The following is a 24376-nucleotide window of genomic DNA, read 5'->3' on the forward strand; positions in this document are numbered from 1 at the left end:
CGCAGCGCCATCCGTTCCAGGTCGGCCAGGTCCGGCTTGGCGTTGCCGTACGCGTTGGCGTCCAGGACGACCGCCGCCAGCCGGTCCCTGGCGCGGGCGTCGAGCCGCAGCGCGGAGTCGGGGTGGGGATCGCGCGGACTGTCCGTCATGACCGACATCTTCCCTGCCGGTGGGCGGGTGGGGAATGTGTCAGCCGATGACAGCAAGTCCTTCAACCGTACCCGCGCATGCCGCCCGTAAGACGCGCACCGTCGCCACGGTGCGCGTCTTACGGTTGCGCGAAGAGCTACATGCGGGTGAGCTGGTCCCGCAGGCGGACGCATTCACGGGCGAAACGGCTGTTCCGTCCACTGGCCGCGTGCGCGGAGACGGCGGGGATCTCCCCCCGCGCCTTCACCCAGGCCGCCACGTCGGCGGCGAGCGCCACCGCCTCCGAGTACACGACCGTCGGCCGCTCGTCCTCCTCGGGCAGCAGGACCGGCAGCATGCTCCGGAGGATCTCCCAGACCTGCTCGTGCCCGCCCTGGCGGGCGGCTTCGGTGAGACAGGCCAGCACCGGCCGCCCCTCGAACCAGGTACGCCGGATCAGCAGCGCGAGCTGCCGCCCGACCGCCTCCGCCGGCAGATCCCCCCTGGCCGCCATGCGCAGCAGCAACGGCACCGCGTCCGGCGACCGCTCGGCCAGGAAGTACGCCAGGATGATCGCGGTCGCGTCCCCGACCGGCCCGTCCGCGTCGGCCAGCGCCGCCAGGTACGGCGGGTACACCCCCGGGTGGTTCCACTGGTAGAGCAGGTGGGGCAGGTAGTTGACGGCGACGACCTCCCGGTGCGACGGCAGGACGGCCGGCCACCAGCCCATCGCGCCGCCGTGCTCGTCCCAGCGCCACGGTGACGGTTCCGCCAGCAGGCCGTCGATGAGCTCGTGCCCGGTCGGCTCCGCCCGCAGCACCGGCCGCAGCCGGACCTGACCGACGTGTCCTGGTTCGCGCTCGTCGTAGAAATACTCGCTGGCGCCCTCGACGTACCCCCACCTGAACCCGGCCTCCGGGTCGGGCAGGCCGCCGCCCGCCAGCCAGGTGGCGACCGAGGCGCCCGCCGGCGAGCCGATCTCGGCGGCGCGTTCCGCCGCTTCCGGGTGGCTGCCCCTCGGCACGCGCAGCAGAGCCTGCTGCAGGTCGGCGGGGAGCGGTTCGACGCCCGCCGCCGCGCAGACCTTCAGGCGGTCCACCAGGACGCCGGGGTCGAGATGGCCGCTCATCACAGTGGGCGTGGACAGCAGGACGGGCGGCAGCGTGCCCGCGCGCAGCGCGAGATACAGCTCGCTGAGCCGGTGCAGCAGGAACATGTCCGGCGGGGAGACCTGCTGGGGCTCCGGGATGCGGTGCCGCCTGCGGAACTCCACGGCGGGATCGGGTGTCCGGGGCTCGCCGAACATCGGTCCCCAGCCGGAGTATCCGATCTGCACGGTGTAGTGGGGTTCGTCGGGACCCTCGGGGGGCATGGGCAGCCCGTCCCGCATCGCCGCGATCCGTTCGGCCGAGACGCCGATCTCCTCGAGCTGGCGGAAGATCTCCGCACGCACGTGGTCGGGGAGCTCTCCGAACGCCCGCTCGCACTCCGCGTCCTCAGCCTCGGGGACGTCAGCCCCGGAAATGTCAGCCCCGGAAATGTCAGCCTTGGAAACCTCGGCGGCGGAAACGTCAGCGTCGGAGATCTCGGCTCCAGCTGATGCCTGGGACTCTTCCTGCTCCGCCGCGTACTGCCGCTCCAGCTCTGCCGCCTTCTCGGGCGACAGGACCCCGACGTGCACCGAGAAGCTCGTGTGCGCCCAGGGGTCGACCGGCTCCGGGTCGGGCATGCCGGGATCGGTGCCGGGGCTGATCACCTCTTTGGCCAGGGCGGCGATCCAGTCGGAGGAGTTGTGCCAGCGCTCCTGGCCGTACAGGTAGGGGTAGGAGTCCGTGAACGACGGCGCCAGCTGCTCGCGGAGGGCGGCGCGGTCCCGGCCGGCGTGCGCCACGACGTAGGCGAGCCAGCGTTCCGTGTCCACCCAGGTGGAGATGTTCCAGCCGCCCAGGGCGGGCTCGGGGAACGGGCCGGGTTCGGTGCGGGCGGGCAGGGTTCCCGGCGTGAACAGCTCCGGGTCCGCGCCCGCGGCGTCGCCGCCGAAGGTCGCGGCCACCTGCTCGCCGAGGTCCGCCGGCAGCAGGGGCACCGCGTCCGCGATCAGCGTCGCGTGGGGGGCGAAGAGCCTGGCGTGTTTGAGCGCGAGTTCGGCCGCGCGGCGCCGGACGTCGAAGGAGGTGTGGGCGAAGGCCGTGACGAGGGCCTGCGCCAGCTCCTCGACGGGCGCGTCCGCCGTCCGTACCGACTTGTCCAGCCAGGTCAGGCCCGCGCGGGCCAGCTTGGCCTCGGCGCGGAAGGTCAGCGCGCCGATCGCCTCCGCGACGTCGGCGCTGTCGTGCGGGCCGGTACGGCGCACCTGCGCCAGCGCCATGTCGGCGACTGGTCCCGGCGCGGCCGGCAGCAGCCGCAGATAGTCGCGCGCCCGGCCGGCGGACTCCTCCGGAGCCGGATCCACCAGCTCGTGCAGGCGTACGAAGAAGCGCAGGTTGACCGCGTCGCCGCCGCGCAGGAACCGGCTCACGCAGCCGTCCAGCAGTTCGGCGCGTGACAGCTTTCCGGCCGCCAGCAGCCGCTTGACGGCCGCCAGCCACGGCGTCGGCCGGGGATCCAGCCGTTCCTCCATGAGGGCCCTGCCCGCGCCCTCCGCCTCGAAGATCCGCGGCAGCATCGTGCCCATCAGCGGATCGTCGCGCACCACGCCGGCCGACAGCCACGCGATCACGAGCGGATCGTGCTTGGGCGGCTCGGCCCCGGAAGCCCGCAGCAGCGCCAGCACCAGCGGCACCACCCGGTCCCGCCCGGTACGGATCTTCTCCGCCAGCCGGGCCGCCACGTCGGCCTGCCACTCGACCGGCCGGGCCGTCAGCACCCGGATCACGTCGGTGAAGTCCCGCCGCTCCTCCCACCGCGGGTCGAACTCCCGGCGGGTCAGCCAGGCGGCCGCGGCGGCCGGTCCGGAGATCGTGCCCGCGCCCGTGACGCGCAGCAGCTTCCCGAACTCGGCGAGCGCCTCGCTCACCGCCTCGCGGATCTCCCAGTGGGTGTCCGTCCGCGCCCATGAGGGCCAGTTGTCCCTGTTCGAGCCGTACCCGTTGTCGCGGCCCCAGCTCTCCCTGGCCATCTCCAGGGCAGTCGTGCGTAACTCCTTCAGAAACCCCGGCAGCTCCTTGGCGACCTCGGCCCGCTCCGCGTCGGTCAGCGCGATCACCCGGTCGGTCAGTTCGGCCGACTTGCGCCCGGTGATGAGGTCGCGGACCTCCTGCCACACGCTCATCCGGCCACCACCACGAGGGCGGCGCGGGCGACCATCCGGGCGGCCAGCACGTGTTTGCACGGTCCGCGCGAACCCCGGTGATCCCACCACCACGGGCAGGTGCACGACCCGTCGGCCAGCCCCACCTCCCGCACCCCGCCGTCCGTACGCACCCGCGCCGTCTCCCCCTCCACCTGTACGGCACCCGCCTCGACCAGCTTCCTGGCCGAGGTCAGCCGCGGATTGAGATGCTGCACGTGCTCCTTGTCGTAAGGCAGTTCGCGGTGGAAGTGGGCGGCGTCGGCCAGGTCGTACCCGACGCGGCCGGCCGTGCCGAGCTGGGTGAGGGCGGCCCGGACCCGCGCGACGGACAGGCCCGCGCGGTCGGCCAGCAGGCCGATCTCCACCTCCGGCTCGAAGTTGAGCAGCATGCCCACCACGTCGGCGTCGGACTCGGCCTCGTCGGTGGCGAGGTCGGCCAGGACCGCGCCCTCGCCGGAGAAGCCGCGCCAGCGTTCCGGCGAGAGCGCCAGGGTGTAGCGCATGCCGGGCAGTTCCAGCTCCCACGCGCTGGAGGCGGGGCCGTCGGTGGCGGCCGGGCCGTACACCCTGAGGCTTCTGGCGAAGCGGAGCAGGGGCAGGAGCGTGGCGAGCCGGCCGGCGCCGGACAGGCACACCCCGCCGGGGCCGGGGCGGTCGCCGACCCGCAGGTCCCGGCCGGTGGGGAAGACCCAGAGGGTGGCGTTGGCCCGCTTGGGCAGCGAGCGCAGGAAGCGCACCGCGTTGACGGCGGGCAGTTCGGCGCGCAGGTCCATGCCCGCCGCGATCACCTGCACCTCGGCGAAGCCGCGCAGCCACCGCTCCGGCAGCGGCACCTTCTTCTCCACGACCGCGCCGTCGAGGGTGGTCACGGTCAGCTCGTCCGCGCCGACGCCCAGGTGGAGGCCGTCGCGCGCGCCCACCCGGGCCAGCGCCTCCCGCAGCGGGCCGTTGACGTCCACGTTCGTCGTGCCCCGGTCGAAGACCTCGCCGTCCAGCGCGCCGCCGAGCAGGTCGAGCCGGGCGTAGACGCCGCCGCAGGCCGAGAACGACTCGAACCTGAGCCGGTCGCCGCCGCACGTCACCACGGGGTCGCGGGTCCAGCCGGGGCGCGGCTGGTGGTAGCGGGTGAGAGCCACGTCGGCCACCCCGAGCAGGGCGGCCGCGGCGGGCGCCGCCTGCGTCACCGCGCCGCTGAAGAACTTCGGCGCGAGGGCGGGACCGCTGAGCGCCGTCCCGCCGGACGTCGACAATCCCAGCCGCCCGTCCACCAGACGGGAGGGCGCGGTGTATCTGTAGGCCTGCGTCACACTTGTCATGCGCCGGACACTAGAGATCACCACCGACAGAATCGGGACCTACTTGGAGCGCTTGGCGGCGGGTGATCCGCTGCCGCTCGACCGCTTGCGCTTACGATCCGTCTCCTCGCGCTGCTCGGTCCTTCCGGTTCTGACGGGAGTCTTCTGGGCGACGGTTTTGGTGGGTTTGGCGGGCTGGATCTTCGGGGTCTTGGGGACGGTGATCTGGGGGATGCCCGTCATGCTGATCGATCCCTGGTCGGGCAGGTTCGTCGTCGTCCCCTTGGCCTTGACGAACCGTCCGTCCACGATCTTCGGTCCGGGGGTCTTCGGCGCGAGAGGACGTGGGTGGTCACCCCAGCGGGCGGCCTCCTCCTCCGGGGTCAGCGCCGCGTCGCTGTCGAGATAGTCCTGGAACGCCTTCGGCTCGTCGTCCGCCGGCAGGTCCGGCTCCAGGAGCGCGGGCGGCAGGGACGGCTGGCTCTCCTGGCTCGACGCGTACCCGGTGTCCGGCGCGGGCGACTTCGCCTTCACGTTGAAGATGGCCCTGACCAGCGCGGTCCTGCCGCGTTCCGAGTCCAGCGCGTTCACCACCTGCTGCGGAACGGGGGGCGGGCCGGTGAACAGTGTGCGCAGCGTGTCCACATCCTGGAGCAGATCCGAGGTGGGCCACGGGTAGGTCGTCATGTGGGTGGCGAATCGCCGGTCGAAGACCGTCGGATAGACATCGTTGAGGATCAGCCAGCACTTGATGCAGCAGAGTTTGGAGACGCCCAGGTTGGCCCCCTTCTGCCTGGCCAGGGCGACGGCCAGTGCCTGCATCTCCGCATGGATCTGCTGCGGGGTGCCGTACCGCTTGGGGAGGTCGTCGTCGTAGGCGACGACCCGGATGCGGCCGTGCTTCTCCTCCAGGTCGCGGAGGAAGGCGAGCGTCTTGCGCAGCCGGATCTTGGTGCGTTCGTGGGAACTCTTGATCGGCCGCTGATCCGTTCTCTTCAAGCGCTCCGCCATGTGTCTCAGCAGACTCTGTTCCGCCTGTTCAGCTGCCGGGCCCCTCAACCGCGACGCCGCCAGCAGCGCCTCCAGGTCCTTCCACATGCCCTTGTCCGGCAAGTTGGCGCAGATGCCGATCTCGCGTTCCTTGTGGAGCACGGCGACGACCACACGGTCCGGCCAGTACGTGGTGAGCACGTCGGCCAGCCGGTCCAGCGAACGCGCGTAGCTGAGCGAATCGTCCTCGCCGAGCTTCTTCATCCAGTCCTTGTAGGACCCGTGCTCCGCGAGCAGCTCCCGCTGCCGCGCCTCTATCCGTTCCTTCAGCCAACCTTGGGCCGCCTGCCGTGTCGAGTTCCATTCGGGGAGGCTCTTGTCCTCGTCCATCGACGCCAGATCCAACGTGGGGCCCTTGTTCGGCAACGCCTGGTTCTGGGTGAGAAGCGCGATCCTTTGCCGGACGGCCCCTCGGTCGGTCGACTTCAGAAACGGGTCCAGGGCGGCCGGGTTGTTGCGCGACGCCCAGCTGTATTCGCCCAGGACATCGAAAGCCCCGGTCGCGCGCACGTTCAGCGCCTTGCCGACGACCGCCCAGAACGGATCGGCCTGGTACGCGTGCGGCCCCAGCATCGCCAGCGTGTCCGTCGAGTCGGGAACGACTTCCCGGACCTTGGACAGCCAGTACCGCGCCACCGGACCGGCGGGAGCGTCCGGGGAATCGAGCGTCCTGAGCAGTTCGGCCACCAGGTCGGGATTGTCGCTGACGAACTGCGCCAGAGCCGTCAGATTCCGGTACGACATCCGCCCCTTCAGCGCCGCGAACCTCGGCGGAATCTTCGGTTCCGGCGTCGGCGCGGCGATGACGGGCGTCGGGTCGTCGGACAGGATGTCGGCGGTGACGACGGGATCTTTCTCCTCCAGGACGAATTCGTCGTCATCCCGGATCACGACCTCCGTTTCGCGCGGAAGGAAATCGGTCTCCCGGTCCTTCGGTTCATCCTGGTCGAAGCTCTGGACCATTTCCTCGTCCGAGAACGCGTAATCCCCGTAGTTCTCGTCAGGTTGGGAGTCGGGAACCATGAACGGGCCGCCGAAGACGTCGTCGCGGGGCGGGGACTCCGGAATGACGATCCCACTGCCACGCCCTGTATTGCGCGCGTCGTCGCGGGGCGGGGAGTCCGGAATGAAGATCCCAGTGTTGCGAGGCGGGGATTCCGGGATCACGATCCTGGTGCTGCGCGACGTGGTGCGGGGTGGCGAGTCCGGGATCACGATCTGCTGGCGGGGAGTCGGACGGGCCTGCGGTTTCGCGGGAATCTTCTGCGGTGGGGTTTTGCCCCGCACGATCGGCAGCGGCTGTTTCCTCGACCGGAAGATCGCCGGCGGGGATTCCTCGGACGAGTCCGAGTCGATGGCCTCGACCTCCTCCCGGTGAAAGATCGGGATGCCGTCGTCGTCGTGGTCGTCGGGGAATCGCGCCAGCCTCAGGGACAGCGCGGACGTGGTCTTCTTGGGCTTTCGCTGCTTCTTCTCCGGAGTCGGCTTCGGCTCCGGCGCGCCCTGGACGTTCAGGACCCCCATCCTTCTCGGCGTCGAACCCGTGTTCTTCCATGTCGACATATGTCCTAACCCCCAGCCGCGTACGATCTTGCGCCCCCATGATTCACGCACGCCACCGATCACGGACCTACTGCCGAGGTGACAGTTCGTCTCTGTTGCCGATGGGGTGGGCGATCATCAGCGCCCGCTCGAAGTACTCGGCCGCCGACCGGAACCGCCCCTGCGCCAGATGCCCGTCGCCCAGGTCGCAGAGCGCGGCCAGCTCCCGGTCCCGGATGGAGATCGCGCGGGCGGCGGTCAGGGCGCTGCGGTGCAGGGTGCGCGCGTCGCTGTAGCGGGCCCGCTCGTGCAGGTGGCGGTGGAGGGTGGCGGACAGGTCCAGCGCGTGGGCGGGCCACCCGTGGCGGGCCGCGTGCACGGCGGTGGCGAGCAGGTTGATCAGTTCCGCGTCCAGCCACTCCGTCGCCGCCCGCCGGGCCTGGGCGCGGCCGGAGTCGTGCGCGTGGGCGGTGGTCATGGCGGTGGACGCGGTCCGGATGTAGTGGTCGAACAGCCGGGTCAGCGCCGTACGGCGGTCCTGGTCGGTGTCCTCGTCGCCGAGGGTGGCGGTGGCGTGGGCCCGGGGCAGGTCGTGAAACCGGTAACGGCCGGGCGCGGGCTCCTGGAGCAGGTGGGCGTCGACCAGGTCGTCCAGGAGCCTGGCGGCGTGCTCGGCGGTGGTGCCGACCAGGGCGGCCGCCGCGTACCGCTCGATGTCGGGGCCGGGGTGGAGGCCGAGCAGGCGGTACATGTCCTGCTGGCCGGGGGTGAGGTGGTGGTAGGAGAGGTCCAGGGCGGCGGTGATGCTGAGATGCCCGACTTCTAGCTCGCCGAGCCGGTGCTGGTGGTCGCGCATGCGGTCGGCCAGGTGGGCGGGGGTCCAGCCGGGCCGGACCCGCAGCCGCGCGGCGGCGATCCTGATGGCCAGCGGCAGCCGGCCGCACAGCTCCACGATCTCGGCCAGCTGGCCGGGCGGCTCGCCGCTGACCCGCTGCTCGCCAGCGGTGCGCGCGAACAGGGTGACCGCGTCCTGGCGGGGCAGCACGTCCAGGGTGAGCGGCCGCACGTCCTCCAGGCCGGCCAGCCGGCGGCGGCTGGTGACCAGGACCAGGCAGCTGGGCGCGCCGGGCAGCAGGGGCCGTACCTGTGCCTCCTCGGCCACGTTGTCGAGGAGGATGAGCACCCGCTTGCCGGCCAGCAGGGTCCGGTAGAGGGCGGCGCGGGCGTCGGAGTCGTGCGGGATGCGCTCGCCGGGCACGCCCAGCGAGCGGAGCATCTGGTCGAGCGCGTCGGCGGGGTCCATCGGCGACCCGCCCCGGGTGAACCCCCGCAAATCCACGAAGAGCTGGCCGTCGGTGTACCGGTGGGCGAGCTGGTGGGCGGCGTGCACGGCCAGGGTGGTCTTGCCGACGCCGGCCATGCCGTCGATGGCGGCGATCACGGGGGCGGGGTCGCCGGCGTCGGCGGTGCCGTACAGGAATCGCAGTTCGGCGGCGCGGCCGGTGAAGCTGGCGATGTCGCGGGGGAGTTCCCGGGGAGTGGCGGGCTGGGGTCCGGCGGGGGCGGCCAGGTCGGCGTGGCCGGCCAGGATCTGGTGGTGGAGGCGCTGCAACGGCGGGCTCGGCTCGATCCCCAGCTCCCTGATCAGCGTACGGCGCAGCTCGCGATAGACCCGCAACGCCTCCGCCTGCCGGCCGGAGCGGTACAACGCGAGCATCCAGTGCGCCTGCAGCCGTTCCCGCAGCGGCTGCTCCGCGACCAGCGCCCCCAGCTCGGCCAGCAGGTCGCCGTGGTGCCCGAGCGCGAGCTGGGATTCGATCCAGGTCTCCTGGGTGGCCAGCTTGCGCTCCTCCAAGCGGATCAGTTCGGCCCCCAGGCGCGGGTCGAGCGTCACGTCCTCGAACGGCCGGCCGCGCCACAGCCCGAGCGCGCCGCGCAGCCGCTCGGAGGCCAGCACCGGCTGGCCGTCGGTCAGGGCGCGCCGCCCTTGGTCGGACAACTCCTCGAAGGTGAGCAGGTCCAGATCGGCGGGGGAGAGCCGCATCTGGTAGCCGCCCGGCACGGTGGACAACAACGGCGGATCGGCCCTGCCCGCCAGCCCGAGGACCTGACGGAGCGCGGACACGTACGTCCGGAGCGCGACCGCCGCGGTGCGCGGGGGCCGCTGTGGCCACAGTGCTTCCACGATCTGGTCGACGGGCACCGGCCGGTTGACGTGGAGCAGCAGAACGGCCAGCAGAACGCGCTGCTTGGCCGCGCCAAGCCGGACCACCCGATGGTTGTCGGAGCGGACTTCAAGCGTTCCCAGAACTCGAAACCGCATGGACCGGCCATATCACACATTGTTCGCATATTGGGATACGCGGATTTCTGTCGCGCCCGGCACGCCCTTCCATCCCGTCCCGTGGGTCATTGATTGCGACCTGCGCATATCTGAATTTCGGATTTCTCTTCCCCGCCACAATCCGGGTTTCGGGCCTATAACCAAACTATAACGAGCGCCCTGTTTTTCTCACCATGTGAGAAGGGCTCCTCATGTCAAGCGTCGCCTTTACCGCCGCTTGATGACCTCGCCGCATCGTCGTTCCGGGTCCGGGCCGGCGCCGTCGCCCGGCCGGCCAGAAGGGAGAGCGCATGTCCGAGTTGATCAGCATCGACGAATGCGAGCAGCTCACCACGGAGGACGTCCACGACCTCTACCGCAAGCACGTCAGCCGCAGCCAGGTGTCCCTGATGACCTCGTTCGGCTTCGGCCGGGAGCTGGTGGACCGCGCCGAGGGCGCCTGGCTCTGGACCCGGAGCGGCCGGCGCGTGCTCGACTTCACCGGCGGCGTCGGCGTGCTCAACCACGGCCACAACCACCCGCGCATCCTGGCCGCCCGCCAGCGGTTCCAGGAGCGGCAGCGCATGGAGGTGCACAAAACCTACTTCTCGCCGTACGTCGCGGCTCTCGGCCACAATCTCGCCCAGCTGCTGCCCGGCGACCTGACCATGTCGTTCTTCCCCAACTCCGGCGCGGAGGCGGTCGAGGGCGCGGTCAAACTGGCCTACAAGTACCACCAGGGCAAACGCGGCCGGATCCTGCGCGCCGACATCGCCTTCCACGGCAAGCTGCTGGGCTCGGGCAGCCTCACCGGCGCGCACCAGACCTTCACCTTCCCCGGCATCCCCGGCGTGGGGACCTTCCCGTACGGCGACCTCGCCGCCGTGCGCGCCGCCGTCGCCGCGGCCCGCAAGCCCGGCGGCGGCTGCGACGTGTACGCGATCCTCATCGAACCGTTCAGCGCCTCCACCATGAACGCGTGCACCGAGGAGTTCCTGCGCGGCCTGCGGGAACTCTGCGACGCGAACGACATCGTGCTGATCTTCGACGAGATCTACACCGGCTGGGGCAAGACCGGCAGCCTCTTCTACTTCATGCGCTATCCCGGCCTCATCCCCGACGTCGTCACCACGTCCAAGTCGTTCGGCGGCGGCAAGTCGTCCATCTCCGCGTACGTCGCCAGGGAACCGGTGTTCCGGAAGGCGTACGACAATCTGGCCGACTCGCTGATGCACAGCACCAGCACCACCTACTACGGGTTCGGGGAGGAGACCGCCACCGCGATCGAGGCGGTGAACATCGTCGTCGAGGACGACTACCCGCGCCGGGCCAGGGAGATCGAGCGCGTCCTGGCGCCGGGGCTGGACCGGATCAGGAAGGCCAACCCGGGCACGGTGGCCGCAGTCCGGGGCTCCGGCGCGCTCTACGGGATCTTCCTGGACGGCGGGCCGAAGATCCTCGACCTGGCCACCAAGCTCGCGCCGCGCGGCCTGGCCCGCGACCCGCGCTTCCGGGTCAAACTCATCACCTGCTCGGTCATCGACGCGCTCTACCGCGACCACGGCATCTACTGCTACTACACCCTCAACGGCGACAACCCGCTGGTGGCGGCGCCGCCCCTGGTGGTCGAACCCGAGGACGTGGAGTACTTCCTGGACAGCCTCGACAAGACGCTCGCCCAGGGCCTGTTCCGGCTGCTCACCCGGTTCGTGCGGGAGAAGGTGGCGCCGCGATGGCCGGTCGCGTCGTAGTGACGGGCGGCGCGGGCATGCTGGGCTCGACCCTGTGCCTGCGCCTCGCCGAGACCGGCCACGACGTGCTCGGCGTGGACCTCGTCGGCTCGGACGCCGTCGCCGACATCAGGGACACCGCCCGGATGACCGCGCTGGTGGCCGGCGCCGACGCGGTCGTGCACTGCGCCTCGGCGCTGCCCAGCTACCCCGACGACGAGATCCGCGACGTGATCGTGGAAGGCACCCGCAGCGTGCTCCGCGCCTGCCTCGACGCCGGCGTCCCCCGCGCCGTGCACATCTCCTCCACCGCCGTGTACGGCCTGCCCAAACTGGTCCCCACTCCGGAGGACCACCCCCGGCAACCCGTCGACCCGTACAGCAGGGCCAAGACGGCCGCCGAGGAGGTGGCCGAGAAGTTCCGGGCGGACGGCCTGTGCGTGCCCATCCTGCGCCCCAAGACCTTCCTCGGCCCCGGCCGCATGGGCCTGTTCGCGATGCTCTTCGAATGGGCCGAGGAAGGGCGCGGCTTCCCGATGCTCGGCCGCGGCGACACCCGCATCCAGATGCTGTCCATCGACGACCTCGTGGACGCGGTCCTGCTCGTGCTGCGCGCACCCGACGAGGTGGCCGGCGACACCTACAACATCGCCGCGAGCGAGTTCGCCACGCTGCGGCAGGACTTCCAGGCCGTGCTGGACGCCGCCGGGCACGGCAAGCGGGTGGTCGCGCTCCCGGCCAGGCCGGCCCTCGCCGTGCTGCGCCTGCTGGGCCGGACAGGGCTCTCGCCCGTCTACGACCGGCTGCTCTACAAGCTGCTCGACGACTCCTACGTCAGCGTCGACAAGGCCCGCGAGCGGCTGGGCTTCGAGCCGCGCAGGTCCAACCGGGACGCGATCCTGGCCACCTACGCCTGGTGGCGCGAGCACGCGGGGCCGCCGTCCCCGGGCGGCCGCACCAGCAAGGACGCCTGGCGGCAGGGCGCGCTGTCCCTCGCGAAGTTCTTCTTCTGACCCGGCCGGAGGTGCCCCATGCGCGTCATCGAGGAACCGCGGCAGCAGGCGCGGCCGGGACCGGTCAGGGACCTGATCGCCCTGGTCCGCCCCCTGCACGCGGCCAAGAGCGTGCTGCTCGTGCCGCTGGCCCTGCTCGACACCGGCAGCTGGAGCCTAGCCTCCCTCGGCCGGGTGTCCTGGGCCGTCGCGGGCTTCGTCCTGGCCGGAGCCTGCGTGTACATCGGCAACGACCTGGCCGACCGCCACCGCGACAGCCTGCATCCCGTCAAGCGGCATCGGCCCATCGCCTCCGGCCGCGTGCCGGTCCGGGCCGCGCAGCTGTTCCAGACCGCGCTGCTGGTCCTGCTCGGCCTGGTGATCGCGGTGGGTCCCGGACGGCCGTACTGGCCGTTGCTGGCCTATCTGGCGCTGAACGTGGCCTACAGCCGCTCGCTCAAGCACATCCCGCTCATCGACGTGGGCACGGTGGCGCTCGGTTTCGCGCTGCGGGTCGTGCAGGGGTACGCGGCCATCGGCGAGCCGATCTCCGGCTGGCTGGTGGTGACCGTGTTCTCGCTGGCGCTGCTGCTGGTCATCGGCAAACGCCGCAGGGAGCTGCTGGAGAGCGGGCCCGACCACCGGCCCGCGCTGCGCGGCTACTCGGTGGAGCTGACCGGCCACCTGCTCCAGCTGACCAGCGTGCTCGCCGCCGTCGCCGGCCTGATCTACCTGCGCACCGAAGCCCCTTTCGGCCCGTACGGCCTGGCCGCGATGCTGCTGTCCACGCCGTTCGTCCTGTTCGCGCTGTTCCGCTACCTCCAGGTGGTGCTGGTCGACGGAGGCGGCGGCGACCCGGTCCGGGGCGTGCTCCAGGACCGCGGCCTGACCGTCACCGGGCTGGCGCTGGCCGTCGTGCTCGGCGCGACCTTCGTGCTGGCCCGCCATCCCGCGCTGGCCGCCACGCTGCTGCGCTGACAGCCTGCGGGACTCAAGGGACGAACGGGACTCGACAACGAAGGAGAGCGCCATGACCCTGGTATCGATCGTGATCCCGGCGCACAACGCGGCCAAGACGCTGCGCCTGTGCCTGGAATCGGCGCTGGCGCAGACCCATCGTCCGCTGGAGGTGATCGTGGTGGACGACGCCAGTACCGACCGTACCCGGGAGATCGCCGCCGGGTTCCCGTGCCGGGTGCTCGCGCAGCCGTACAACCAGGGAGTGTCGGCGGCCCGCAACGCGGGCGCGGCGGCGAGTGGCGGCGAGGTCCTGTTCTTCCTGGACTCCGACGTCGGCCTGGCGCCGGACGCGGTGGCCGCCGCCGTGCGCCTGCTCGCGGACGACCCGGACTGCGGCTGCGTCTACGGCGTGTACGCCAAGGAGCCGCTCATTCCCGACGGCCCCGTGGAGGTCTACCGGACGCTGCACCTGCACCACGCGCTCAGCCGGGGCGCGGGCCTCACCGCGACCGCCGTGTTCGCGCTGGCGGCCCTGCCGCGCCGGGTGTTCGAGCAGGTCGGCCCGTTCGACCCCAAGCTGCGCAGCGCCGAGGACGACGAGTACAGCGAACGCCTGCTGGCGCGGCACCGCATCCGGCTCTCCGGCGAGATCACCGGCCGGCACGACGAGGCGGACCGGCTGCTGCCGCTGCTGGCCGAGCAGTACCGGCGGGCGCAGCTGCTGCGCTTCTCCGCGCGCAACCGCCTGCGGCCGGGCGCCCTCAAGGTCAACCGTGTCGGGGGTGTGCTCGCCGCCGCGCTCACCCTGGCCAGCCTGCCGCTGCTGCCGTTCGGCGTGCTCTGGCCGACCGGCCTGTTCCTGGGGCTGTTCGCGGTCGCCGATCCGGGACTGGCGCGGTTCGTGCTGCGCGAGCGCGGGCCGGGATTCCTGCTCTATTTCGTCGCAGTGCACTTCCTCGCGCACACGGCCCAGCTGTCGGGGGCCGCCGTGGGCGGGCTGCGCGCCGCGCTCGACTCCTCCTTCGGGCCGACGCGCCGGTCGGTCGACCCCTCGAAAGGCTGGTGAACGGATGGATCCGCTGGTCTCAGTGATCATTCCCAACTATAACTACGGGTACGTGCTGGGGCAGTGCCTGGAGGCGGTGCGGGCGCAGACGTACCCCAATCTGGAGATCGTCCTGGTGGACGACTGCAGCACCGACGACTCGGTGGCCGTGGCCACGGCCATGGGCGTGCCGGTGCTGAGCACCCCCCGCAACGGGGGTGTCGCCGTGGCCCGCAACCTCGGTGTCGAGCACGCCCGCGGCGACGTGCTGTTCTTCCTGGACTCGGACGTGGCGCTGGCCCCCGACGCGGTCGCCGAGGCGGTGGCGATGCTCGCCGCCGACCCCCGGATCGGCGCGGTCTGCGGCAACTACGAGGCGATCCCGCTCAACCGCGTCAGCCTGGTACGGGAGTACCGGAACCTCTACCGGCACTACTGGTACCTGGTGGCCGAAGGCCCGATCAAAGGATTCCTGCCGGTCGCCATCATCGCCGTGCCCACCGCCGTGTGGGCGGAGGTCGGGCCGTGGACGGCCGCGCTCACCCAGTCCGAGGGCGCCGACGTCGGCGAACGCCTCACCGAGCGGTACGAGGTGATTCTCACCTCGGCCGTGCGCGGCCGCCACGACGACGACGCGTCGCTGCGGGTGGCGCTCCGCAAGGTGTTCACCCGCACCCGCGTGCACGTGCCCTTCTTCCTGCAACGCCGGTACGCGGCGGGCGTGATCGGCTCCCCGGAGTCCGGCGCCAGCCTGGCCGCCGCCCTCACGGCCGCCACCCTGCCCGTGCCGTTCCTGACCGGCCTGGCCTGGACGGCGGTGCTGCCGCTGCTGCTGTTCGTGTCGTACCTGGGGGTGGACCGCCGCATGTACCGGTTCGTCTTCGCCAGCCGCTCCGCCGCCTTCGCCCTCTACTTCGTCGCCATGCACTTCCTGGTCAACCTGACCATCGCCGCCGGCGCCACCGTGGGCATCGCGCAGTGGCTGACCTCCCGTTCCTTCCGCCGCCTCTACGTCAAGGCTCCCGCATGACCCGTTCCCGTCTCTTCGCCGTGCTGCGCGTGGCCGCCGTCGTGGGTGTCCTCGCCTTCCTCGCCTACCAGCTCTGGCGGGTACGGCACGGCGTGGCCGACAGTCTCCGCCTGGTCGGCTGGTCCAACGCCCTCCTCGCGGCGGCCCTGGCGGCCGTCGGCGGCGTGCCCGGATTCTTCGGGTGGCGCATGCTGCTCGCCGGTCTCGGCACCCGCCTGCCCCTGCCGGTCGCCGGCCGCGTCTTCTTCCTCGCCGGCATCACCCGCTACCTGCCCGGCGGGGTCTGGCCGGCGGTCGCGCACGCCGCGATGGCCCGGCCGCTGGGCGAGTCGTCCGCCCGGCTGGCGGGGGCGTTCGTGGCCAGCCAGGGGCTGGGGGTGGTGGCCGGGCTCGGGGTCGGGCTGGTCGCGCTGCCCTGGCTGGTGGCCGCCGACCCGATCTGGTGGGCGCTGCTGCCCCTCTTGGGAGCGGCCCTGGTGCCCTTGGCCGCGCCCGGACTGCTCGGGCGGCTGCTGGGAGTGGCCCAGCGGCTGCTGCGCCGGGGGGAGTCGTCCCCGGTCGTGCTGCCGCCCCGCCGTACCCTGTTCGCGGTCACCGGGCTGATGACGCTCGGCTGGCTGATCAGCGGCGTGCACGTGTCGGTGCTGGCGGTCGCGCTCGGCGCCCCGCCCGCCGGGGCGCTGTCGGTGGGCGTCGGCGGGTTCGCGCTGGCCACCGTGGCCGGCATCTTCAGCCTGGTCATGCCCTCCGGGCTCGGCCCGCGCGAGGTCGTGCTCGGCCTCACTCTCGCCACCCTGCTGACCGGGCCCGGCCTGATCACTCTGGTCGCGCTGAGCCGGGTGCTGATCACCGCCGCCGACGTCCTCTCCACCGCCGCCGTCCTCGGGCTGCTGACCTGGGCCGCCCGGCGCCGTTCCCCCCTCCCGGAAGGAGCCTCCTCTTGACCACTCACCTCGACGGGCCCGCGCACCCGCGCGGGCAGGTCAGACACCTGGCCCAGCAGGTTCCCGCCGGACCGGTCTCCGGGGCGCTGCTGCGCGCGCTCGCCGCGCTGCCCTTCGCCGACCGGCCGTTCGCCTGGCTGGAACGCCACCCGGCGGTGCACGGCGTCGTCCTGTCCGCCTTCGGCCTGCGCCGGCCCATCTTCATCGACCACCCCGTGCACCCCGAACCCCGGTACGGCCACGGCAAACCGGACCACCCCGAACTGCTCGCCCTGGTGGAGCGCAACCGCTCCCGCTACGCCGACCACCTCACTGGCTTCCTCGACCTGGCCGACAGCCTGGCCGAGATCCCGGTCCGGGACCGGCCGGCGGGGACCACGCCGTACTGGGACAACGGGTGGCTGCCGCCGCTGGACGCGCTGGGGCTCTACGGCCTGCTCGCCAGGACCGATCCGCGGCGGTACGTGGAGATCGGGTCGGGCAACTCCACCAAGTTCGCCCGGCGGGCGATCCAGGACCACGGCCTGCGCACCCACATCACCTCGATCGACCCCGCGCCTCGCGCGCACATCGACGCGCTCTGCGACGTGACCGTCCGCAGCCCGCTGGAGCACGCCGACCTCGGGATCTTCGCCGACCTGGAGCCCGGCGACATCGTCTTCCTGGACGGCTCGCACCGGGTGCTGATGGGCTCGGACGTGACCGTGTTCTTCTTCGAGGTGCTGCCCCTGCTGCCGCCCGGCGTACTGGTGCACCTGCACGACATCATGCTGCCCAGCGACTACCCGCCGGAGTGGCGCTGGCGGCACTACTCCGAGCAGTACCTGCTGGCCGCCTTCCTGCTGGGCGACCGGACCCGGTACGACGTCGAACTGCCCAACGCGTTCATCCACGGCGACCCCGAGCTGAGCGCCCTCGTACGGCCGCTCTGGGAGCGCCTCTCCCTCGCCCAGACGTACTTCCCCGCGTCGTTCTGGTTCCGCCTCGGCGCCCGTACGGCATGACCTCCGGACTGGCACGCGCCGAGCCCCGCCGCAGGCTGGCGGTCATGCTGCGCCGGGCCGCCCTCACGGCCTTGGCGCTCTGGCTGGTCGTCACGCTGGTCAACTGGCTGACCGGGCGGTTCTGGTGGTGGGGCGGCGGGGCGCCGCTGCTGCTCTTCTTCGGGACGCCGCTGCTGCTGCTCGCGGCCGTCCCGATGGTGGCGCTGCGGCGCCGGGTGCCGGGGCGGCGCGATCGGGCGCTGCTCAGCCTGGCGGTGGCGGCGCTGGCGCTCATCGTGCTGCGGCGGGCGCTCAGCGGGCGTACCTGGCTGTGGGTGGTGCCCGACCTGGTCGTACCGCCCCTGCTGTTCGCGGCCGTGCCGGTCGTGCTGCTGGTCTCGGCTCTGGCCGTCAAGGGTGTCGTCCGCGCTTGGACGGCCGGGTTCGCCGCGGCGGCGTTGGTTCTCGGCGTGAACCAGGCCGGGATCGGCGTCGCATGGGGCGGGGAAGCGGTGCCCGCGGGTGCGGTGCATGTCGTGTCGTGGGACGCGTACTGCTGGAACACCACCGACGACGCGGACCGGTTCTTCCGCTACCTGAAGGGCTTCGCGGCCGACGTGTACCTGCTCCAGGAGCACTCGGGCTGCGGGCCCGGCGCGCCGACGCCGATCGACGACGCGGAGCTGCTGCGCCAGGAGTTTCCCGGCCGGCACATCGCGGAGTTGGAAGGGCTTCTCACGATCTCGCGGTTCCCGGTGGTCGCGCAGGCCGCCGTGGGTCCGGTCGCCAACCCGTACGCGCCCCGGTGGCGGCACGCCGCCCTGCGGACCGACCTCCGGATGGGCGAACGTGTGGTGTCGGTCTACAACGTGCACCTGTTCGACATGCTCTACCTGACCGAGAGCCCGCTCTCGCCGCGCTTCTACCAGGCCATCCAGACGATGGACGACGCGCGCCAACGGCAGTTCGACGCGCTCGCGGCCGACGTCGAAGCCAACCCCCATCCCGTCCTCACGTCCGGAAATTTCAACACTCTGCCGGGAATGGGCCACCTGCGCCGGATGGACGGCCTCACCTCGGCGGAAGGCCCCCTCTACCCGGCGACCCTCTCCTTCGGCGGCCTCCGCCTCTGGCGCATGGACTGGACCTTCACCTCCCCCGGCCTGACCGTCCACCGGTACGACCTGCGGTCCCCGGCGGGCTTGTCCACCCACCACCTCCAAGACCTGCTCATTTCCCCCGACGGGAAGGTGTGACAACCGATGGAAGCACCGCTGGTCACCGTGATCGTCCCGACCTACAACCACGAGCGTTTCCTGCCCATGTGCCTGGCCGCCCTCCGGGAGCAGACCCACCCGCGGCTGGAGGTCGTGGTCGTGGACGACTGCAGCACCGACGGGTCGGCCGGGGTCGCGGAGGCCATGGGCGTACCGGTGATCAAAACGCCCGGCAACAGCGGGCCCGCGGTCGCCAGGAACATGGGGGCGGCGTGGGGCAGCGGTGAGATCCTGTTCTTCGTGGACTCCGACGTCGCCCTCGCGCCCGACGCGGTCGCCACCGGGGTGGCCATGCTGGCGGCCGACCCGGAGCTGGGCGCGGTCTGCGGCATCGAGGACCCCGACCCGCTGATCCGCTCCACCAGGACCGAGGACTACCGCGCCCACCAGCACCACTACTGGTCCGTCGCCGCCGAGGGCGACGTCTCCTTCCTCTGGTCCGCCATGTTCGCGATCCGCGCCGACGTCTTCCGCGAGACCGGCCCCTTCAACCCGGCGCTGCGCTACACCGAGGAGGTCGACTACGGGCAGCGGCTCAGCAGGCGCTACCGCGTGCGCATCACCTCGGCCATCCACGGGTTGATGGGCCACGACCGTGAGCTGCCCACCCTGCTGCGCAAACTGTTCCACCGCGGCCGGCTGCGGGTCCCGCTATACGCGCGCAAACGCGAGTTCGCGCAGGGATACGAGACGGCCTCCCGCGCCTGGGGTTCGCTGGCCGCGCTGCTCACGGTCGCCACCCTGCCGGCGCCCTTCCTGCTGGGACCGCTGGGGGCGCTCGTGCCCGCGCTGCTGTTGGCCGCCTGGGTGGCCGGTGACTTCGGGATGTTCCGGTTCGTGTTCTCCAGGAAGTGCCCGCTCTTCGGGGCGTACTTCGTGGTCGTGCACTTCGTGGTCAGCCTCGTCATCATCGGCGGCGTCGCCGCCGGAGCCGTGCAGTGGCTGGCCTCGCCCCGCTTCCGCGACCTCTACGAGGTGCCCGCCCCCGAACCCCTGAGGAGCTGACCCGGTGGAGACCGTCGAAGACCAGCGCCCGGCCGTCGAGCTCTTCAGGGTTTCCCGGGTGCGCCGGTGGCCCAGCCGATCGGTCCTGGTCGCGGCGGCGGTGTGGCTGCTGTTCGTGGTGCTGCACCGGCTGCTGACCGGCCGCTTCTGGCTGTGGCTGGTGCCCGACATGGCGCCGCCCCTGATCTACCTCGTCGTGCCGCTGGTCCTGCTGGGGCTGGTGCCCGTGATCGGCCGGCTCCGCGTGCCGTGCGCGCTCCTGGCGGCCGGGTCGCTGCTCCTCGGAGCCGGGCACGGCGGCCTCAACCTGAGCGCGCTGACCCACGACGGCGGGACGACCGGGGACCTGCGGGTGTTCTCGTGGAACACCGAGTACTGGCACCAGGACGACGACCCCGAGCGGTTCTACCGGTTCCTCAAAGACCAGGAGGCCGACGTGTACGTGCTCCAGGAGTACCTGAACTGGGTTGATGACCAGCCCAAGGAGGTCGATGAGCTGGACCGGCTCCGGCGCGAGTTCCCCGGCTACCACCTCGCCGCAGAAGGCGAACTGCTCACCCTGTCGCGTTTCCCCATCGTGGCCACGCCGAGGGTCGGCCCGGCACCGGCCCGGCCTTCGTGGCAGGAGGCCTTCGACCTGGTCAAGATCCTCCGTACGGACCTGCGGGTGGGCGCGTCGGTGCTGTCCGTCTACAACGTGCACATCCCCGCCCAGTACGTGCTGAACGAGAACCCCTTCGGCGAACGCTTCTACACGGAGCTGCGCAGCCGGAGCGCCCGCCGCGACGTGCAGTTCGGGAGCCTGCGGCAGGACGTCGAAGCCAACCGCAACGCCGTCCTCGTCTCGGGCGACTTCAACAGCACCAGCGCCATGGGCGAGATGGCCTGGCTGTTCGACCGCCTCTCCGACGCCAACGACGCGAACCCCTCGCTCTACCCCGCCTCCTGGTACGCGGGCGTGCTTCCCCTGTGGCAACTCGACTGGACCTTCACCGCCTCCGTCCGGGTACACACCTACGACCTGCGCGACCCGCAGGGCATGTCCGACCACCGCGCCCAGTCCCTGCTGGCCGACCTGACGGAGAGGGCCACGTCGCCGACGTGGTGATCACGAGCAGGCGGTCTCGCGGGCGTAGATTCTGCCTGTGATAGCTGAGGAGCTGGCGGCCTGGGCCGCCGGGCTGAACCCTGCCGAAGCCGACCGGGAGCTGGCCGACCGCGCCCTGCTGGACACGGTCGCGGTGGCCGTCGCCGGGCGCGACGAGCCGGTGGTCCGCCACGCCGCGGCCTTGCCGGAAACGGTGAGGTGGGCGGTGGCGGCGCACGTGCTCGACTTCGACGACCTGCACATGGAGTCCACCACCCACATCAGCGCCGTCTGCGTGCCGGCCGTGCTGGCGGCCGGCGGCGGAGCGCACGCGTACCTCGCCGCCGCCGGGGTGATGGCCCGGCTGGGCGCCGCGCTCGGCTGGCCGCACTACAGCCGCGGCTGGCACGCCACCACCACCGCCGGAGCCCCCGCCGCCGCGGTCGGCGCGGGAGTCGCCCTCGGACTGGACGCCGACCGGCTGGCGACAGCCATGGCCCTCGCCGTGCCCGCGGCGGGCGGGGTCCAGCGCGCGTTCGGCACGGACGCCAAGTCGTTGCAGGTCGGCTTCGCCGCCGAGGCGGGCGTACGGGCGGCCCGCCTGGCCGCCGCGGGCGCGGGAGCCGACCCCGCCGCGCTCGACCAGTGGCTGGACCTGGTCGGCGGCGACCCCAAAGCCCTGGACCTGTCCGGCCCCGCCGTCCCCGGCGGCCTGGCCGTCAAGATCTACCCCTGCTGCTACGCGCTCCAGCGCCCGATCAGCGCCCTGGCGGAACTCGACATCGACCCCGCCCAGGTCAGCCGCATCGTCATCCGCACACCCGCCGGCACCGTCACCCCGCTCACCCACCACCGCCCGGACACCGGCCTCCAGGGCAAGTTCAGCCTGGAGTACGCCGCCGCCACCGCCCTGCTCGACGACCACCAGGGCATCGCCGCCTTCACCGACGAAGCCGTGCGGCGGCCGGAAGCGCGCCGCTTGATGGAACTGGTCGAATCCGAGCTGGCCCCGGGCGGCGACCACCTGCTCGCCGGGGAGTTCGACGCCGAGGTCCACACCGGCGACGACGTGCTGCGGGTCCGGTCCGAGTTCCCGCCCGGCTCGCCGCAGCGCCCGCCCACCCGGGACGAACTGCTCCGCAAGGCCGCCGACTGCCTCGCGGGGACCTCGCTCGACGCCGAGTCCATCGGCTGGCCGTCCGCGGGCCGGCTGCTGCGCGAGCACCTGCGTACCGACCACACCGGAGAGGAACACGCGTGGAGGGACTGACCGTCCAGGGATTGACCGAGGAGGAGCAGGCCATCGTCGAGGCGGTCCGCGCGTTCGTGGACCGCGACGTGAAACCCGTCGCCCGGGACCTTGACCACAACGACACCTACCCCGAGCGCCTCATCGACCAGATGAAACACCTCGGCGTGTACGGCCTGGCCATCCCCGAACCCTGGGGCGAGGCCCGGGTCAGCACGCCCTGCTACGCCCTGATAACCGAGGAGCTGTCCCGCGGCTGGATGAGCCTGGCCGGCGCCATGGGCGGCCACACGGTGGTCGCCAAACTCCTCCTCGACTACGGCACCGACGAGCAGAAGGACCGCTACCTGCCGCGCATGGCCACCGGCGAACTGCGCGCCACGATGGCCCTCACCGAACCCGGCGGCGGCTCCGACCTCCAGGCGATGCGCACCCACGCGGCCCGCACCGCCGACGGGTACGTCATCAACGGCTCCAAGACCTGGATCACCAACGCCCGCAGGTCCGGCCTGGTCGCCCTGCTCTGCAAGACCGACCCCGCCGCCACCCCCGCCCACCAGGGCATCAGCATCCTGCTGGTCGAGCAGGGCCCCGGCTTCATCCTCTCCCGCGACCTGCCGAAACTCGGCTACAAGGGCGTGGAGAGCTGCGAGATCGCCTTCGACGACTGCCACGTCCCGCACACCGCCCTCCTGGGCGGCCGGGAAGGGCGCGGCTTCGCCCAGATGATGCGCGGCCTGGAGATCGGCCGCATCCAGGTCGCCTCCCGGGCTGTCGGCGTCGGCCGGGCCGCCCTCGAGGACGCCCTGCGGTACGCCCAGGAACGGGAGAGCTTCGGCCAGCCCATCTGGAAACACCAGTCCATCGGCAACTACCTCGCCGACATGGCCACCCAGCTCACCGCCGCCCGCCAGCTCGTCCTGTACGCCTCCCGCCGCTACGACGCCGGCGAACGCGCCGACATGGAGGCCGGCATGGCCAAACTCTTCGCCTCCGAGACCGCCATGCAGATCACCCTCAACGCCATCCGCATCCACGGCGGCTACGGCTACTCCACCGAGTTCGACGTGGAACGCTACTTCCGGGACGCGCCCCTCATGATCGTCGGCGAGGGCACCAACGAGATCCAGCGCAACGTCATCGTGCGGCAGCTGATCGGCCGCGGCACGGTCGCCCCCTAGGACCGGACATGACCGAGACCGTCACCCGTACCGAAATGATCGTCCCGGAGCCCGCGGAAGGGCTCGCCGGGCTGCTGGACATCGATCTGCCCCCGGGCGGGCGACTGCCGCCGCTCTGGCACTGGATCTACCTCCTGGACCGCCGCAAACAGCACGACCTCGGCCCGGACGGCCACCCGGCGCACGGCATCCCCGCCCCACCCGGCCCCGGCCGCCTCCGCATGTTCGCCGGCGGCCGCGTGACCACCCACGCGCTCCTGCGCTTCGGCGAGTACGCCACCCGGACCACCCGCGTCCTCCACACCACCGAGAAACTCGGGAAGTCGGGCCCCCTGACCTTCGTGACCGTACGCAGCGAGATCGAACAGGACGGCCGCCTCGCCATCGCCGACGAACAGGACATCGTCTACCGCCAACCCGGCACCGCCCTGCCCCCACCGGCCCTCGCCATCCCAGGCACCACGGCGGTCCCCAGTACCACCTCCGTCGCCCCCGTCCCCTCCACCGACTCCGTCCCGCCCGGAGCCGCCGGGCTCGCCCTCCACGTCGACCCGGTCCTGCTGTTCCGCTTCTCGGCGTTGACCTACAACGCCCACCGCATCCACTACGACGCCGCCTACGCCGCCCAGGAGGGTTACCCCGGCCTGGTGGTCCACGGTCCGCTCCAGGCCCTGATGATGGGCGAGCTGTTCCGCCGCGCCGGAGAACTCTTCACCGGCCGCGAGTTCACCTACCGGCTGGTCGCCCCCATGTTCGGCACCCAGACCTTCACCGTCACTTCCACCGAGGGCATCTCCACCCTGGCTCTCTCGGCCCAGGTCAGGGACGCCATCGGCCACGTGACGGCAACCAGCGGGCTGCTCCCTTGATCGACGCGCCGCCGTGGATCACGTGAAACCCAAAGGACGAAAAATCCGAATATCTGGATGAGGTCGACGATCCATCCAAACAAATGTCGATTTATGCTGATAAAAGCGGGCAAGTTGGAGCCTAATTTGTGCATTGAAATAGCGGCTATGGCCACTTACCGTGTTTCGTGTGTCAGACATCTCTCGACGTAGCGCAATTGTCGCACTGGTTCCCTCTGTAGGTGCCGTCGCCGCGCACCTGACCGGGAGACCGGCGCTCGCAGCCTCCGATCCAGTCGATCACCAGCACGGACCGGCCCACACCGCGGGCTCCGCACACGCGGGCTTCCGGTCCGGAACCCATGTGGACAACAGCAGGAACGGCTTTCATCCGGCCACACTCATCCGGGATTT

17 protein-coding genes are annotated in these 24376 nt (G+C 71.6%); 13 read left to right on the forward strand and 4 right to left on the reverse strand.

The window, feature by feature from the left end:
• Positions 1-286: 286 nt before the first annotated feature.
• The 4 genes from Aph01nite_RS17190 to Aph01nite_RS17205 form a co-directional block, all read right to left on the reverse strand.
• On the reverse strand, positions 287-3400 hold the full coding sequence (locus tag Aph01nite_RS17190; RefSeq protein WP_204041910.1) for a DUF7824 domain-containing protein: 3114 nt from the start codon (positions 3398-3400) through the stop codon (positions 287-289).
• A complete protein-coding gene (locus tag Aph01nite_RS17195) occupies positions 3397-4737 on the reverse strand; it encodes an SWIM zinc finger family protein (protein ID WP_204041911.1) in 1341 nt (446 codons plus the stop codon). The genes Aph01nite_RS17190 and Aph01nite_RS17195 overlap by 4 nt, the downstream gene beginning before the upstream one ends.
• Before the next feature lie 39 nt (positions 4738-4776).
• Positions 4777-7290: a hypothetical protein gene (locus Aph01nite_RS17200; RefSeq protein ID WP_204041912.1), complete on the reverse strand. Its 2514-nt coding sequence runs from the start codon at positions 7288-7290 to the stop codon at positions 4777-4779.
• Between the two features lie 106 nt (positions 7291-7396).
• Positions 7397-9631 (reverse strand): AfsR/SARP family transcriptional regulator, encoded by a 2235-nt coding sequence (locus Aph01nite_RS17205; protein ID WP_204041913.1) that lies wholly within the window; start codon positions 9629-9631, stop codon positions 7397-7399.
• A gap of 311 nt (positions 9632-9942) precedes the next feature.
• Between Aph01nite_RS17205 and Aph01nite_RS17210 the strand changes: the two genes are divergently transcribed.
• From Aph01nite_RS17210 to Aph01nite_RS17270, 13 genes are read left to right on the forward strand one after another with little or no spacing between them, the layout of a single operon-like run.
• Positions 9943-11382, forward strand: coding sequence for an aspartate aminotransferase family protein (locus Aph01nite_RS17210; protein WP_204041914.1), 1440 nt, complete (start codon positions 9943-9945; stop codon positions 11380-11382).
• Positions 11364-12374, forward strand: a complete 1011-nt coding sequence (locus tag Aph01nite_RS17215; protein ID WP_204041915.1) for an NAD-dependent epimerase/dehydratase family protein — start codon at positions 11364-11366, stop codon at positions 12372-12374. The genes Aph01nite_RS17210 and Aph01nite_RS17215 overlap by 19 nt, the downstream gene beginning before the upstream one ends.
• An 18-nt stretch (positions 12375-12392) precedes the next feature.
• Complete coding sequence (locus Aph01nite_RS17220; protein WP_204041916.1) at positions 12393-13331, forward strand: UbiA prenyltransferase family protein; 939 nt, start codon at positions 12393-12395, stop codon at positions 13329-13331.
• 52 nt (positions 13332-13383) lie between these two features.
• On the forward strand, positions 13384-14379 hold the full coding sequence (locus Aph01nite_RS17225) for a glycosyltransferase family 2 protein (protein WP_239161762.1): 996 nt from the start codon (positions 13384-13386) through the stop codon (positions 14377-14379).
• A gap of 22 nt (positions 14380-14401) precedes the next feature.
• Positions 14402-15388, forward strand: coding sequence for a glycosyltransferase family 2 protein (locus tag Aph01nite_RS17230; protein WP_204041917.1), 987 nt, complete (start codon positions 14402-14404; stop codon positions 15386-15388).
• Entirely contained in the window at positions 15385-16332 is a 948-nt protein-coding gene (locus tag Aph01nite_RS17235) for a lysylphosphatidylglycerol synthase domain-containing protein (RefSeq protein ID WP_204041918.1), read from the forward strand. Before Aph01nite_RS17230 ends, Aph01nite_RS17235 begins: the two co-directional genes overlap by 4 nt.
• Entirely contained in the window at positions 16329-17336 is a 1008-nt protein-coding gene (locus Aph01nite_RS17240) for a class I SAM-dependent methyltransferase (RefSeq protein ID WP_204041919.1), read from the forward strand. The genes Aph01nite_RS17235 and Aph01nite_RS17240 overlap by 4 nt, the downstream gene beginning before the upstream one ends.
• On the forward strand, positions 17333-18571 hold the full coding sequence (locus Aph01nite_RS17245) for an endonuclease/exonuclease/phosphatase family protein (protein WP_204041920.1): 1239 nt from the start codon (positions 17333-17335) through the stop codon (positions 18569-18571). The genes Aph01nite_RS17240 and Aph01nite_RS17245 overlap by 4 nt, the downstream gene beginning before the upstream one ends.
• 6 nt (positions 18572-18577) lie before the next feature.
• Positions 18578-19597 (forward strand): glycosyltransferase family 2 protein, encoded by a 1020-nt coding sequence (locus tag Aph01nite_RS17250; protein ID WP_204041921.1) that lies wholly within the window; start codon positions 18578-18580, stop codon positions 19595-19597.
• A gap of 4 nt (positions 19598-19601) precedes the next feature.
• Positions 19602-20705 carry an endonuclease/exonuclease/phosphatase family protein gene (locus tag Aph01nite_RS17255; RefSeq protein ID WP_204041922.1) on the forward strand — a complete coding sequence of 368 codons (1104 nt, stop codon included), beginning with the start codon at positions 19602-19604 and terminating at the stop codon, positions 20703-20705.
• Between the two features lie 37 nt (positions 20706-20742).
• Positions 20743-21954, forward strand: a complete 1212-nt coding sequence (locus Aph01nite_RS17260) for an MmgE/PrpD family protein (protein WP_204041923.1) — start codon at positions 20743-20745, stop codon at positions 21952-21954.
• A complete protein-coding gene (locus tag Aph01nite_RS17265) occupies positions 21942-23114 on the forward strand; it encodes an acyl-CoA dehydrogenase family protein (protein ID WP_239161763.1) in 1173 nt (390 codons plus the stop codon). Before Aph01nite_RS17260 ends, Aph01nite_RS17265 begins: the two co-directional genes overlap by 13 nt.
• A gap of 8 nt (positions 23115-23122) precedes the next feature.
• Positions 23123-23983, forward strand: coding sequence for an HTD2 family dehydratase (locus Aph01nite_RS17270; protein WP_204041924.1), 861 nt, complete (start codon positions 23123-23125; stop codon positions 23981-23983).
• Positions 23984-24376: the final 393 nt, after the last annotated feature.

The organism is Acrocarpospora phusangensis (assembly GCF_016862995.1).
GTDB lineage: Bacteria > Actinomycetota > Actinomycetes > Streptosporangiales > Streptosporangiaceae > Acrocarpospora > Acrocarpospora phusangensis.

Bases quoted from the DNA above. Each gene is read 5' to 3' on its own strand.
- Aph01nite_RS17190 (WP_204041910.1), bottom strand. From the start codon at position 3,400: ATGAGCGTGTGGCAGGAGGTCCGCGACCTCATCACCGGGCGCAAGTCG.
- Aph01nite_RS17250 (WP_204041921.1), top strand. From the start codon at position 18,578: ATGGAAGCACCGCTGGTCACCGTGATCGTCCCGACCTACAACCACGAG.
- Aph01nite_RS17270 (WP_204041924.1), top strand. From the start codon at position 23,123: ATGACCGAGACCGTCACCCGTACCGAAATGATCGTCCCGGAGCCCGCG.
- Aph01nite_RS17235 (WP_204041918.1), top strand. From the start codon at position 15,385: ATGACCCGTTCCCGTCTCTTCGCCGTGCTGCGCGTGGCCGCCGTCGTG.
- Aph01nite_RS17245 (WP_204041920.1), top strand. From the start codon at position 17,333: ATGACCTCCGGACTGGCACGCGCCGAGCCCCGCCGCAGGCTGGCGGTC.
- Aph01nite_RS17200 (WP_204041912.1), bottom strand. From the start codon at position 7,290: ATGGGGGTCCTGAACGTCCAGGGCGCGCCGGAGCCGAAGCCGACTCCG.
- Aph01nite_RS17215 (WP_204041915.1), top strand. From the start codon at position 11,364: ATGGCCGGTCGCGTCGTAGTGACGGGCGGCGCGGGCATGCTGGGCTCG.
- Aph01nite_RS17220 (WP_204041916.1), top strand. From the start codon at position 12,393: ATGCGCGTCATCGAGGAACCGCGGCAGCAGGCGCGGCCGGGACCGGTC.
- Aph01nite_RS17225 (WP_239161762.1), top strand. From the start codon at position 13,384: ATGACCCTGGTATCGATCGTGATCCCGGCGCACAACGCGGCCAAGACG.
- Aph01nite_RS17205 (WP_204041913.1), bottom strand. From the start codon at position 9,631: ATGCGGTTTCGAGTTCTGGGAACGCTTGAAGTCCGCTCCGACAACCAT.
- Aph01nite_RS17195 (WP_204041911.1), bottom strand. From the start codon at position 4,737: ATGACAAGTGTGACGCAGGCCTACAGATACACCGCGCCCTCCCGTCTG.
- Aph01nite_RS17210 (WP_204041914.1), top strand. From the start codon at position 9,943: ATGTCCGAGTTGATCAGCATCGACGAATGCGAGCAGCTCACCACGGAG.